Annotated in this window: 12 protein-coding genes; 3 read left to right on the top strand and 9 right to left on the bottom strand. The window is 72.7% G+C overall.

The window, feature by feature from the left end; translation table 11 throughout:
* Nucleotides 1-6: 6 nt before the first annotated feature.
* From ABTY40_RS13385 to ABTY40_RS13370, 4 genes are read right to left on the bottom strand one after another with little or no spacing between them, the layout of a single operon-like run.
* On the bottom strand, nt 7-1,488 hold the full coding sequence (locus ABTY40_RS13385; RefSeq protein ID WP_352059619.1) for an NAD(P)H-hydrate dehydratase: 1,482 nt from the start codon (nt 1,486-1,488) through the stop codon (nt 7-9).
* 60 nt (nt 1,489-1,548) lie between these two features.
* Nucleotides 1,549-1,917 carry a holo-ACP synthase gene (locus ABTY40_RS13380; RefSeq protein ID WP_345278529.1) on the bottom strand — a complete coding sequence of 123 codons (369 nt, stop codon included), beginning with the start codon at nt 1,915-1,917 and terminating at the stop codon, nt 1,549-1,551.
* Nucleotides 1,918-1,930: 13 nt separating this feature from the next.
* Nucleotides 1,931-3,778, bottom strand: a complete 1,848-nt coding sequence (gene glmS / locus ABTY40_RS13375) for a glutamine--fructose-6-phosphate transaminase (isomerizing) (RefSeq protein WP_352059618.1) — start codon at nt 3,776-3,778, stop codon at nt 1,931-1,933.
* A gap of 39 nt (nt 3,779-3,817) precedes the next feature.
* Nucleotides 3,818-4,561, bottom strand: a complete 744-nt coding sequence (locus ABTY40_RS13370) for a hypothetical protein (protein WP_352059617.1) — start codon at nt 4,559-4,561, stop codon at nt 3,818-3,820.
* A 170-nt stretch (nt 4,562-4,731) separates the two neighbouring features.
* On the opposite strand from ABTY40_RS13370, the gene coaA reads away from it, so the two are divergent.
* Nucleotides 4,732-5,730, top strand: a complete 999-nt coding sequence (gene coaA, locus ABTY40_RS13365) for a type I pantothenate kinase (protein ID WP_502990564.1) — start codon at nt 4,732-4,734, stop codon at nt 5,728-5,730.
* Between the two features lie 18 nt (nt 5,731-5,748).
* The gene (locus tag ABTY40_RS13360) at nt 5,749-6,726 is read left to right on the top strand and encodes a DUF389 domain-containing protein (protein WP_352059616.1); all 978 of its coding nucleotides are present in this window, start codon (nt 5,749-5,751) and stop codon (nt 6,724-6,726) included.
* Between the two features lie 84 nt (nt 6,727-6,810).
* On the opposite strand, the gene glmM is transcribed toward ABTY40_RS13360, so the two are convergent.
* From glmM to ABTY40_RS13340, 4 genes are all read right to left on the bottom strand, one after another.
* Entirely contained in the window at nt 6,811-8,169 is a 1,359-nt protein-coding gene (gene glmM, locus ABTY40_RS13355; RefSeq protein ID WP_352059615.1) for a phosphoglucosamine mutase, read from the bottom strand.
* A 126-nt stretch (nt 8,170-8,295) separates the two neighbouring features.
* On the bottom strand, nt 8,296-8,808 hold the full coding sequence (gene rpsI / locus ABTY40_RS13350) for a 30S ribosomal protein S9 (protein ID WP_345278534.1): 513 nt from the start codon (nt 8,806-8,808) through the stop codon (nt 8,296-8,298).
* A gap of 42 nt (nt 8,809-8,850) precedes the next feature.
* Complete coding sequence (gene rplM, locus ABTY40_RS13345; RefSeq protein WP_352059614.1) at nt 8,851-9,294, bottom strand: 50S ribosomal protein L13; 444 nt, start codon at nt 9,292-9,294, stop codon at nt 8,851-8,853.
* Between the two features lie 234 nt (nt 9,295-9,528).
* A complete protein-coding gene (locus tag ABTY40_RS13340) occupies nt 9,529-11,151 on the bottom strand; it encodes an ABC-F family ATP-binding cassette domain-containing protein (RefSeq protein ID WP_345278536.1) in 1,623 nt (540 codons plus the stop codon).
* 56 nt (nt 11,152-11,207) lie between these two features.
* On the opposite strand from ABTY40_RS13340, the gene ABTY40_RS13335 reads away from it, so the two are divergent.
* Nucleotides 11,208-12,188 carry a hypothetical protein gene (locus tag ABTY40_RS13335; protein WP_352059613.1) on the top strand — a complete coding sequence of 327 codons (981 nt, stop codon included), beginning with the start codon at nt 11,208-11,210 and terminating at the stop codon, nt 12,186-12,188.
* Here the strand turns inward: ABTY40_RS13335 and truA are convergent.
* On the bottom strand, nt 12,159-13,016 hold the full coding sequence (gene truA / locus ABTY40_RS13330) for a tRNA pseudouridine(38-40) synthase TruA (RefSeq protein ID WP_352059612.1): 858 nt from the start codon (nt 13,014-13,016) through the stop codon (nt 12,159-12,161). The genes ABTY40_RS13335 and truA overlap by 30 nt on opposite strands.
* Nucleotides 13,017-13,067 lie beyond the last annotated feature (51 nt).

The raw sequence follows: 13,067 nt of genomic DNA, 5'->3' as shown, positions 1-13,067 counted from the left end.
ACGCCCTTACGGCGCCGTCACGTCCCGCCACGCCGCCGGCAGGGCCGCCGCCACGTCCGTCGCCGTCAGCGGCGCGCCCGGGCCCGTCGCGTGGCGGGCGGCGAGGCCGTGGAGGTAGGCGGCGCAGGAGGCCGCGTCCAGGGGCCGGAGTCCCGCCGCCAGGAGGGAGCCGGCGAGGCCGGAGAGGACGTCGCCGCTGCCGGCGGTGGCGAGCCAGGAGGTACCGGTCGGGTTCACCCTTACGGGCTCCGCGCCCGGCCCGCACACCAGCGTCGTCGAGCCCTTGAGCAGGACCGTCGCACCGAAGCGTTCCGCCAGTTCCCGTACCGCCGCCAGCCGGCCCGCCTCCACGGACGCGCGCGGAACGCCGAGCAGGGCGGCGGCCTCACCGGCGTGCGGGGTGAGGAGGGTCGGCGCCGTGCGGGCCCGTACGGCGGCCGGGTCCAGGCCGCGCAGCCCGTCGGCGTCCACGAGCACCGGCACGCCGGAGCCGAGCACCTCCGCGACGGCGACGCCCGCGCCGGGCCCGTCACCGAGCCCCGGTCCGACGACCCAGGCCTGTACCCGGCCGGCCTTCTCCGGGGGCCCCGCGTGCACCAGCGTCTCCGGGTGCGCGGCGATCACCGCGTCGCCCGCGGGCCCCACGTACCGCACCGCGCCCGCCCCGCTCCGCAGCGCCCCGGAGACGGCGAGGACGGCGGCGCCGGGGTAGCGGGCGGAGCCGGCGACGATGCCGACGACACCGCGCCGGTACTTGTCGCTCTCGGCGCCCGGCCGGGGCAGCAGCCGGGCCACGTCCTGGTGCTGGAGCGCCTCCAGGTCGGGCACGGACGGCAGGTCGAGGCCGATGCCGACGAGCCGTACGGCCCCGGCGTACTCGCGGGCCGGGTCGACGAGCAGACCCGGCTTGTACGCGCCGAAGGTGACGGTCGCGTCGGCCCGCAGCGCCTCCCCCTGGACCTCGCCCGTGTCGGCGTCGACGCCGCTGGGCAGGTCGACGGCGACGACGACGGCGCCGGAACCGCGCGCGGCCCGCGCGAGCGGGACGGCGTCCGGGCGGAGTCCGCCCCGCCCGCCGATGCCGGTGATGCCGTCGAGGACGAGGTCGGCGGCGGCGAGCACCTCGTACGGATCGTCCCGGTCGTTCGAGTCGTGCGGGCCGCGCCCGGGGCCGCCGATCACCCGCCCGCCCGCCGCCCGGAGCGCCGCGAGGCCGCCCTCGTGGGCCCGCGTGCCGAGCAGGACGGCGCTCACGCCCGCCCCGCGCCGGGCGAGCCGGGCCCCGGCGTACAGGGCGTCACCGCCGTTGTCGCCGCTGCCGACGAGGAGGACGACCCGGGCCCCGTACACCCGCCCCCTTCCGAGCAGCGAGCAGCAGGCGGCGGCGAGCCCGGCGGCGGCCCTCTGCATGAGCGCCCCTTCGGGCAGCCGCGCCATGAGGTCGGCCTCTGCGGCCCGGACGGTCTCCACACGGTAAGCGGTGCGCATGGTCAGCAGTCTGCCCCAGGGCCTCCGGGCTCACCCGGAACGCGCTCTCCGCCCGCACCCTCACCCCTCCGCGATCACCACCGCCGACGCCACCCCCGCGTCGTGGCTGAGCGACACGTGCCAGTGCTTCACGCCCAGCTCGGCCGCCCGTGCCGCGACCGTGCCCCGGACCCGCAGGCGCGGCTGCCCGGTGTCCTCGACGTACACCTCGGCGTCCGTCCAGTGCAGCCCGGCCGGCGCCCCGAGCGCCTTCGCCACGGCCTCCTTCGCCGCGAACCGGACGGCCAGCGAGGCGATGCCCCGCCGGTCGCCGCTCGGCAGCAGCAGTTCCCTCTCGACGAAGAGGCGCTGGAGCAGCCCCGGTGTGCGCTCGACCGACGCGGCGAACCGGTCGATCTCGGCCACGTCGATCCCCACCCCGATGATCATGCGTTGTCGTTCCTCACTCCACCGTCACGGACTTGGCCAGGTTCCGCGGCTGGTCCACCTCGTTGCCCCGGGCGGTGGCCAGTTCGCAGGCGAAGACCTGGAGCGGCACCGTGGCGACGAGCGGCTGGAGCAGCGTGGGGGTGGCCGGGACGCGGATGAGGTGGTCGGCGTAGGGGGCGACGCTGTCGTCGCCCTCCTCGGCGATGACGATGGTGCGTGCGCCGCGCGCCCGGATCTCCTGGATGTTGGAGACGATCTTGTCGTGGAGGACGGACCGGCCGCGCGGCGAGGGCACCACGACGACGACCGGCAGGTCGTCCTCGATGAGCGCGATCGGCCCGTGCTTCAGCTCGCCCGCCGCGAAGCCCTCGGCGTGCATGTACGCGAGTTCCTTGAGCTTCAGCGCGCCTTCCAGGGCCACCGGGTAGCCGACGTGCCTGCCGAGGAAGAGCACGGTGTCCTTGTGCGCGAGCGAACGGGCGAGGGCCCGGACGGGCTCCATGGTCTCCAGGACCCGGTCGACCTCGTCACCGATGCGGGCGAGCTCCCGGACGACGGCGTGGATCTCGTCGCCCCACTTGGTGCCGCGCACCTGGCCCAGGTAGAGGGCGAGGAGGTAGCAGGCGACGAGCTGGGTGAGGAAGGCCTTGGTGGACGCGACGGCGACCTCGGGCCCGGCGTGGGTGTAGAGGACGGCGTCCGACTCGCGGGGGATCGTGGACCCGTTGGTGTTGCAGATGGCGAGGACCTTGGCGCCCTGCTCGCGGGCGTGCCGCAGCGCCATGAGCGTGTCCATGGTCTCGCCGGACTGGGAGATCGCGATGACGAGGGTGCGCCGGTCGAGGATGGGGTCCCGGTAGCGGAACTCACTGGCCAGCTCGACCTCGCAGGGGATGCGGGTCCAGTGCTCGATGGCGTACTTGGCGATGAGCCCGGCGTGGAAGGCCGTGCCGCAGGCGATGACGACGACCTTGTCGGCCTCCCGCAGGACGGCCGCCGGGATGCGCACCTCGTCCAGGGTGAGCCGGCCGGCCGTGTCGATCCGGCCGAGGAGGGTGTCGGCGACGGCCTTGGGCTGCTCGGCGATCTCCTTGAGCATGAAGGAGGCGTAGCCGCCCTTCTCGGCGGCGGAGGCGTCCCAGTCGACGTGGTAGGCGCGGACGTCGGCGGGGGCGCCGTCGAAGTCCGTGACGGTGACGCCCTCGCGGGTCAGCTCCACGACCTGGTCCTGGCCGAGTTCGATGGCGGAGCGGGTGTGGGCGATGAAGGCCGACACGTCGGAGGCGAGGAAGTTCTCGCCCTCGCCGACCCCGACGACCAGGGGCGAGTTGCGGCGGGCGCCGACGACCACGTCGGGCTGGTCGGCGTGGACGGCGACCAGGGTGAAGGCGCCGTCGAGCCGCCGGCACACCAGCCGCATGGACTCCGCCAGGTCACCGGCGGAGGAGAACTCCTCGGCGAGGAGGTGCGCGACGACCTCGGTGTCCGTCTCGGACAGCAGGTCGTGCCCGCGCTCGGCCAGCTCCTCGCGCAGGGCCGCGAAGTTCTCGATGATGCCGTTGTGCACGACGGCCACCCGCCCCGCGTTGTCGAGGTGCGGGTGCGCGTTGGCGTCGGTCGGCCCGCCGTGCGTGGCCCAGCGGGTGTGCCCGATCCCCACGGACCCGCCGGGCAGCGGCCGGTCGACCAGCTCCTTCTCCAGATTGACGAGCTTCCCGGCCTTCTTCGCCGCGGCGAGCCCGCCGTCGGAGAGCACGGCGACACCGGCCGAGTCGTAGCCCCGGTATTCGAGCCGCTTGAGGCCCGCGACCACTACATCAAGCGCCGACTGACCGCCGACGTATCCCACGATTCCGCACATGGCGGCAGCCTACGGCGGATGCCGCCCCCGGTCGTGGACTCAGGACAGCTTGGCGGCCTGCGCGTCGAGCAGGGCCTGCGGCGGGGTCGCGATGCCGCCGGGGGCGCCGCTCGTGGTGGAGGCGACCGCCACCGTGCCGCCCTTGCGGAACAGGACGACGTTGGTGAGGTGCGGACCGCTGCTCCGGTCCAGAGTGATCGTCCAGGCCAGCGCCTCGTCGCCGACGGCCACCGGGAGGGGAGCGACCGAGCGCACCTTCGTCGTCTCGTCGATGACCGTGAAGGTGAAACCGTCTCGGCACGCCGATGCCGAGGTCCGCACCGCCGCCAGTGCCTCCTGCGCTCCGTCCGCCTCGTACGAGGAGAGCGACAGGTCGGTGGCGGCGTTTCCCGGAGCCGTGGCGCCACCCGCCTTCGGCATCTCCGTCATCGTCGTCTCCGCGGTGGCGAAGGCGAGATGGTGCGGAATGGAGTACAGCGCGTCGGCGAGGGGCTTGCACGCCTCCTTGTCGACCGTCACGGAAGGCGAACCGATCCCGGGTCCCTTCCTCTCCCCCACCGCGTAGCCCGGGAGGTCCCCCTGGCCGACGATCGCCTCCTCCAGCTCGGCCTGGGTGAGCACCTTCCGCGGGGGCGCGGACGGCGTGGCGGGGGCGGCGGAGGTGCTGGGGGCGGTCCCCCCGGCGGGCCCCTCGCCCCGGCCGCCGGCCTGCTGGCCGCCACCGCACGCGGTGACGAGGAGGGCGAGGGAGACGGCGGTGACGGCTCTGACGGGCGTACGCATGTGCGGTGACTCTCTGCTTCTCTCCACGCCGCCGGACGACGGCTCCCCCGCGTACGGCTCCGGCGCACGCGGCCCCACATGATCGCCCCGGCCGGGGCCCGGGGCAATCCCTTCCGCCACGTGACCGACCCCACCACCCACGGTCCGGCGGGAGCCGGGACAATGGCGGGGTGATCACTTCGCCGCCACGAAGCCCCCACGGCAACGGCGCCTCCCCCCGCCGGTCCTCCGAGCCGACCCCGTACGTCGACCTCACCCGGGCCGAGTGGAGTGCCCTGCGGGACAAGACGCCGCTGCCGCTCACCGCCGAGGAGGTCGAGCGGCTGCGCGGGCTCGGGGACGTCATCGACCTGGACGAGGTGCGCGACATCTATCTGCCGCTCTCCCGGCTGCTCAACCTGTACGTGCAGGCCACGAGCGGGCTGCGGGGGGCGCTGAACACGTTTCTCGGGGAGAACGCGGAGCAGCGCGGCACCCCGTTCGTCATAGGGGTCGCCGGCTCCGTCGCGGTCGGCAAGTCGACCGTCGCCCGGCTCCTGGAGGCTTTGCTGGCCCGCTGGCCGGAGCACCCGCGGGTGGAGCGGATCACCACCGACGGCTTCCTCTACCCGATGGCGGAGCTCCGGGCGCGCGGCCTGATGTCCCGGAAGGGTTTCCCCGAGTCGTACGACCGGCGGGCCCTCACCCGGTTCGTGGCGGACGTGAAGGCGGGCAAGGAGGAGGTCACCGCCCCGGTCTACTCGCACCTGATCTACGACATCGTGCCGGGCGAGCGGCTGGTGGTGCGCCGGCCGGACATCCTGATCGTGGAGGGGCTGAACGTCCTCCAGCCGGCGCTGCCCGGCAAGGACGGCCGGACCCGGGTGGGCCTGGCGGACTACTTCGACTTCTCGGTGTACGTGGACGCGCGGGCCGAGGACATCGAGGGCTGGTACCTGAATCGTTTCCGCAAACTGCGCGAGACGGCCTTCCAGAACCCGGACTCGTACTTCCAGCGCTACACGCAGGTCTCCGAGGAGGAGGCCCTGGACTACGCGCGCACGATGTGGCGGACCATCAACAAGGTCAACCTCCTGGAGAACGTGGCCCCGACGCGCGGCCGGGCGACCCTCGTCGTCCGCAAGGGGGCGGACCACAAGGTGCAGCGTCTGAGCCTGCGCAAGCTGTGACGTCCGTAAGCTCGGCCCATGCTGCACCTGCGGATGATCGTGCCGCCCGGCCGGACGCCGGACGCCGTCAAGCTGATCGAGTCGACCGTCGGCACCACCCATCTGGTGGTGCTGCCGGGCGCCGCGCGCGACCCCTCCGGGGACGTGGTGATGTGCGACGTGGCCCGGGAAGCCTGCGACGAGCTGCTCACCGGGCTGCGGGGGCTGCGGATCGACGAGGACGGGGCGATCTCCGTCGACGACGTCGGCCTGTCGCTGTCGAAGCGGGCGGACGCGGCCGAGGAGGAAGCCCCCGGCGAGTCCGCCGACGCGGTGATCTGGGAACAGCTCACCGACGCGACCCACGAGGAGTCGACGCTCTCCGTCACGTACGCCGCGTTCATGATCCTGGCGACGATGATCGCCGCCTGCGGTGTCGTCCTCGACAACGCGATCCTGATCGTGGGCGCGATGGCGGTCGGCCCCGAGTTCGGCCCGCTGGCGGGGGTCTGTACGGCGGTGGTACGGCGCGCCCCGAGGCTCGCGGCGCGTTCGCTGATCGCGCTGCTGGCCGGTTTCGCGGCGGCGATCGCGGTGACGACCCTGTTCAGCCTGGGCATGGACGCGGCCGGTCTGTTCAGCAGGGAGCAGCTGGACGGGACCCGGCCCAACACCAGCTTCATCTGGCAGCCGGACCCGTTCTCCTTCGTGGTGGCGCTGCTCGCGGGCGCGGCCGGCACCCTGTCGCTGACCTCGGCGAAGTCGGGCGCCCTGGTGGGCGTGGCGATCTCGGTGACGACCGTCCCGGCGGCGGCGAACGCGGCGGTGGCCCTCGGCTACGGCGAGCTCGGCCAGATGTGGGGCTCGGTGGAGCAGCTGCTGCTCAACCTCCTCGGCATCATGCTGGCCGGGACGCTGACCCTGTACGCGCAGAAGCTGCTGTGGCGGACGCAGCGCGGCCGGTGGACCCGGCGCGGGCGGCCGGGCGCGAAAGTCGGCCCGAAGGCCCGCCCCTGACACCCCGGCGCCGTACGCGCGAGGGCCCCGCCGCACTCTGTGCGACGGGGCCCTCCGCGTACGCGCGGTACCGGGCTCGGACTCCTAGCCCAGCGCCGACTTCACGACGTCCGCCAGGCGCTGCGCGACCGACCGGGCCTGCTCGATGTCGGCGGCCTCGACCATGACGCGGACCAGCGGCTCCGTACCGGAGGAGCGCAGCAGGACGCGGCCGGTGGAGCCCAGCTCGCGCTCGGCGTCGGTGACGGCGGCGGCCAGCTCGCCGGAGGTGGAGACCCGGGACTTGTCGACGTCCTTGACGTTGATGAGGATCTGCGGGAGCCGCTCCATGACGGCGGCCAGCTCGGCGAGGGACTTGCCGGTGGCCGCGACCCGGGCGGCGAGCATCAGGCCGGTGAGGGTGCCGTCGCCGGTGGTGGCGTGGTCGAGCACGATGACGTGCCCGGACTGCTCGCCGCCGAGCGCGAAGCCGTTCTCCTTCATGGACTCCAGGACGTAGCGGTCGCCGACCGCGGTCTGGACGAGGGTCAGGCCCTCGCGCTCCATGGCGAGCTTGAAGCCCAGGTTGGACATGACGGTGGCGACGACGGTCTCGCCGCGCAGGGTGCCCGCCTCGCGCATGGCGAGGGCGAGGACGGCGAGGATCTGGTCGCCGTCGACCTCGGCGCCCGTGTGGTCGACCGCGAGGCAGCGGTCGGCGTCGCCGTCGTGGGCGATGCCGAGGTCGGCGCCGTGCTCGACGACGGCGGCCTTGAGCATCTCCAGGTGCGTGGAGCCGCAGCCGTCGTTGATGTTGAGGCCGTCCGGCTCGGCACCGATGGTGATCACCTCGGCGCCGGCCCGGGAGAAGGCCTCGGGCGACACGCGGGAGGCGGCGCCGTGGGCCTCGTCCAGGACGATCTTCAGCCCGTCGAGGCGGTTGGGCAGGACGCCGATCAGGTGGGCGACGTACTTGTCGAAGCCCTCGTCGTAGTCGCGGACGCGGCCGACGCCGGCACCGGTCGGGCGGTCCCAGGGGGCGCCGGTGCGGTGCTCCTCGTACACGGCCTCGATGCGGTCCTCCAGCTCGTCGGCGAGCTTGTGGCCGCCACGGGCGAAGAACTTGATGCCGTTGTCGGGCATGGCGTTGTGGGAGGCGGACAGCATCACGCCGAGGTCGGCGCCGAGGACGCCGGTCAGGTACGCCACGGCCGGGGTCGGCAGCACACCGACGCGCAGCACGTCGACTCCGGCACTGGCGAGGCCGGCCACGACGGCCGCCTCCAGGAACTCTCCCGACGCGCGCGGGTCCCGTCCGACCACGGCGGTCGGCCGATGGCCCTCGAAGGTCCCCGCCTCGGCGAGCACGTGCGCGGCGGCGACCGACAGGCCGAGCGCCAGCTCCGCCGTCAGATCGGCGTTGGCGACACCGCGCACGCCGTCCGTGCCGAAGAGTCGTCCCACAGCTGTCCTCCATTGCGATCCACGGACGTCCCCAGCGACGCCCGGAACTGGCCCCTGAAAGGGGCGCGCCCCGGCGGCACAGAATGTGCCGCCGGGGCGTACCTTACGAGCAGACCGAGCAGGCGATTAACGCTTGCTGTACTGCGGAGCCTTACGGGCCTTCTTGAGACCGGCCTTCTTCCGCTCGACCGCACGGTCGTCACGGGAGAGGAAGCCGGCCTTCTTCAGCGCCGGGCGGTTGTTCTCGACGTCGGCCTCGTTGAGGGCGCGGGCCACGCCGAGGCGCAGGGCGCCGGCCTGGCCGGAGACGCCGCCACCCGCGATGCGGGCGACCACGTCGTAGCGGTTGTCGAGCTCGAGCACCTTGAAGGGCTCGTTGACTTCCTGCTGGTGCACCTTGTTGGGGAAGTAGTCCTCAAGGGTGCGACCGTTGATCTTCCACTTGCCGGTGCCCGGAACGATCCGGACGCGGGCGATGGCGTTCTTGCGACGGCCCAGGCCGGCGGCCGGCTGCGGGTCGCCGAAGCGCGACGCGAGGGACTCGGACGTGTAGTCGCCCTCGACGTTCTCGGTCTCGGTGGTGTACTCCTCGACGCCCTCGAACTCGTCGACGGGGGTCTCGGGGGTGGTCTCGGCCACGATGCTCCTCAGATTTCTTTCGTTCTTAGGGGGTGGCCGGAACTACTGCGCGACCTGGGTGATCTCGAACGGGACCGGCTGCTGAGCAGCGTGCGGGTGGTTCTCGCCCGCGTAGACCTTCAGCTTCGAGAGCATCTGACGGCCCAGGGTGTTCTTGGGGATCATGCCCTTGATGGCCTTCTCGACGGCCTTCTCGGGGTTCTTGGCCAGCAGCTCGTCGTAACGGACGGAGCGCAGACCACCCGGGTAGCCGGAGTGACGGTAGGCCATCTTCTGGGTCTTCTTGTTGCCGGACAGGTGGACCTTGTCAGCGTTGATGATGATGACGAAGTCGCCCATGTCCATGTGCGGCGCGTAGACGGGCTTGTGCTTGCCTCGCAGGAGGTTCGCAGCCGTCGTGGCCAGACGGCCCAGGACGACGTCCTGCGCGTCGATGATGTGCCACTGGCGAGACACATCGCCAGGCTTGGGGCTGTACGTACGCACTTCGTAGCCTTCGCTTCTTCAGTGGATGGAGTCCAGACACACCTGAAGCGATCATGCAGCTGGGGCCCACACTGCCGGGACACCGCCCGTATGCGAGCCACTGGTAACTGCTCCAGGGAACCTGCGTAGGGCCCCTTCGCGTGAGAACGACGAAGCCGATACGCATAACAAACCGCTACGGTACCCGCGCCACCCCCGGCGGGTCAAAATGCCCGGGGCGCCGCCGGGGCACCGTCACCGCGCCCGCTGCACCCGCCGCTCGTCCCACACGGGCTCCGGCGTCTCCCGGACGACCCCGTCCGAGCCGAAGACCAGGTAGCGGTCGAAGGAGCGCGCGAACCAGCGGTCGTGGGTGACGGCGAGGACCGTCCCCTCGTACGCCTCCAGGCCGTCCTGGAGGGCCTCGGCCGACTCCAGGTCCAGGTTGTCCGTCGGCTCGTCCAGGAGCAGCGCCGTGGTGCCGGCCAGCTCCAGGAGCAGGATCTGGAACCGGGCCTGCTGCCCGCCGGAGAGCTTGTCGAAGGGCTGGTCGCCCTGCCGCTCCAGCTCGTACCGGCGCAGCACCGACATCGCGCCGCCCCGGTCCTTGGCGTGCTCCGTCCACAGGATGTCGACCAGCGAGCGGCCCTCCAGCTCCGGGTGGGCGTGGGTCTGCGCGAAGTGCCCCGGCACCACCCGGGCGCCCAGCTTCCACGTACCCGTGTGCGCCACCGTCGGGTCTCCCGCGAGCAGCCGCAGGAAGTGCGACTTGCCCGAGCCGTTCGAGCCGAGGACGGCGACCCGCTCCCCGTAGAACACCTCCAGCGAGAACGGCTTCATCAGCCCGGTCAGCTCAAGGTTCTCGCAGGTCACGGCGCGTACCCCGGTCCGGCCGCCGCGCAGGCGCATCCGGATGTCCTGCTCGCGCGGCGGCTCCGGCGGCGGGCCGGCCTCCTCGAACTTCCGCAGCCGGGTCTGCGCCGCCGCGTACCGGGAGGCCATCTCGTGGCTGACGGCCGCCGCCTGCCGCAGGGTGACGACCAGCTTCTTCAGCTGGGCGTGCTTCTCCTCCCAGCGCCGCTTCAGCTCCTCGAAGCGCGCGAACCGCTCGCGGCGCGCCTCGTGGAAGGTGTCGAAACCGCCGCCGTGCACCCACACGTCCGAACCGGCCGGGCCGGGCTCGACCGCGACGATCTTCTGCGCGGCCCGGGACAGCAGCTCCCGGTCGTGAGAGATGAACAGCACGGTCTTGCGGGTCTCCCGCAGGCGCTCCTCCAGCCACCGCTTGCCGGGGACGTCCAGGTAGTTGTCCGGCTCGTCCAGGAGCAGCACCTCGTCGGGGCCGCGCAGCAGCGACTCCAGGACCAGCCGCTTCTGCTCGCCGCCGCTGAGCGTCCGTACCTGCCGGAACTGCGCCTTCTCGTACGGCACGCCGAGCGCCGCCATGGTGCAGACGTCCCAGTGGGTCTCCGCCTCGTACCCCTGGACCTCGGCCCAGTCGCTGAGCGCCTGCGCGTACCGCATCTGCGCGGCCTCGTCGTCGACGGTCATGATCAGGTGCTCGGCCTCGTCCACGGCCTTCGCGGCCTCCCGGATGCGCGGGTCCGCCACGGAGACCAGCAGGTCACGGACGGTGGTCTCGTCCCGGACGGAGCCGACGAACTGCGGCATCACGCCGAGGCCGCCGCTCACGGTGACGGTGCCGCCGTGCGGCTTCAGCTCCCCGGAGATCATCCGGAGCAGGGTCGTCTTGCCGGCGCCGTTGGCCCCGACGAGGGCGACGACGGCGCCCTCGCCGACGCGGAAGGAGGCGTCCCCGAGCAGCACCCTCCCGTCCGGAAGGTAGTACTCAAGATGTGCGGCCTCGACATGTCCCATGAGGTGCATTGTCGCCGCCCGCCGCCGCCTTCCCCAACCGGTTTAGGATGCGCGGCATGAGCTTTGGGGGACCGCAGTGGCCGCACGAGCCGCAGCAGCCGGGTCAGCAGCCGCCGCAACCGGGTCAGCAGGGGTACGGGCAGCCGCCGGCGCAGGGGTACGGGCAGCAGGGCGGTTACGGGCAGCAGCCGCCGCCCTGGGAACAGCGGCAGCAGCCGCCGAACCCCCTGGGCGCGCAGGGCGGTGACGCCCCCGACTGGAGCGCGCTCGCCGAGGCCTCGGCCGCCCGTGGCCGGCGCAGGCGGCGGCTGATGATCGGCGGCGGGATCGTGGCCACGCTGGCGGTCGGAGCGATCGTCGCCACCGCCGTCGTCACCACGAACAAGAAGAACGACGAGGCCAAGAACGGCGGGGTCCCGACCGTCTCCGTGCCCCCCACCGGCTCCCCGACGCCCGAGCCGACCTTCTCCTCCGTGGCGCCGCCGCCCCCGCCGAACCCGAAGGACTACATCACCGACCCGAAGAAGGACACGGCCCCGATCAGCGCCGAAGGCCTCTTCCCGGGCAAGAAGCTCACCATGAACGGCCGCCCGTACACCAAGGGCGCGACCTCCTCGACCACGAACTGCGCGGCGGTCGCCCAGGGCGCGCTCGCCGCCGTCCTCAAGGACAACGGCTGCCTGCGCGTCCTGCGCGCCACCTACGTCCAGGACGGCGTGGCGGTCACCGTCGGCGTGGCCGTCCTCCCCTCGGAGGCCGCGGCCCTCAAGGTGAAGCAGGCCAAGGGCGGCGTCGCCCCGCTGGCGGGCGCGGGCGTGAAGGAGTTCTGCCGCGCCACGGTGTGCCTGCGCCGCTCGAACTCCTTGGGCCGCTACGCGTACTTCACCCAGGCCGGCTTCACGAACGGCAAGAAGGTCACCACGGCCGACCAGCCGATCTACCGGGTCAGCACCGACCTGGGCACCTTCGCCTTCAACCAGATCTACGCCCGCGGCCGGGCGCAGGCCTCAGCAGCAGCCGGCGCCCCCGGGGAGTGACCGCTTGTTGCGGGCCTCCCGGTTCCGGGCGGCGAGCTGGTCGTCCGCCGGATAGCCGACCTCTTCGAGGGTGAGGCCGTGCGGCCGGACGACGTGCACGGCCGAGTCCCGCACGCCGGCGGCCAGCACCTTGCCGGGCCATTCCACCGGCCGGTGCCCGTCGCCGACGAAGAGGAGCGCGCCGACGAGCGAGCGGACCATGTTGTGGCAGAAGGCGTCGGCCTTCACGGTCGCTTCGAGGATGCCGTCGGGGCGCCGCTCCCAGCGCAGCTCCTGCAGGGTGCGGATGGTGGTGGCGCCCTCGCGCTTCTTGCAGTACGCGGCGAAGTCGTGCTCGCCGACGAGGGCGGTGGCCGCCTCGTTCATGGCGTCCATGTCGAGGGCCCAGTCGTGCCACAGGACGTGTCCGCGCAGCAGCGGGTCGACGCCGCCGGGGTTGTCGGTGACGCGGTAGGCGTAGCGGCGCCAGATCGCGGAGAACCGGGCGTTGAAGCCCTCCGGGGCCTCGGCCACGGACCAGATCCGCACATCGTGCGAGAGGCGCCCGGCGAGCCGCCGCAGCAGCTTCTCCCGGTGCTCCTCCCACAGCTCGACGGGGAGGTCGACGTGGGCGACCTGCCCACGGGCGTGCACCCCCGCGTCGGTCCGGCCGGCCACCGTCAGCTCGTACGTCTCCTTGGCCCGGGTCACCGTCCGCAGGGCGTCCTCGATCTCGCCCTGCACGGTCCGCTGCCCGCGGGCCTGCTTGGCCCAGCCGGAGAACTCCCGACCGTCGTACGAAAGGTCCAGCCGTACCCGTACGAACCCGGGCTGCACGTCATCACTCACGTCGTGAATCCTCTCAGACGCGACGGAGCGGGCCCGCACCCCTCAGGGGTA

Source organism: Streptomyces sp. NPDC126503, from assembly GCF_040302405.1.
In the GTDB taxonomy this organism is placed as follows: Bacteria; Actinomycetota; Actinomycetes; order Streptomycetales; family Streptomycetaceae; genus Streptomyces; species Streptomyces gulbargensis.
This window is presented reverse-complemented; position numbering and strand designations above follow the sequence as displayed.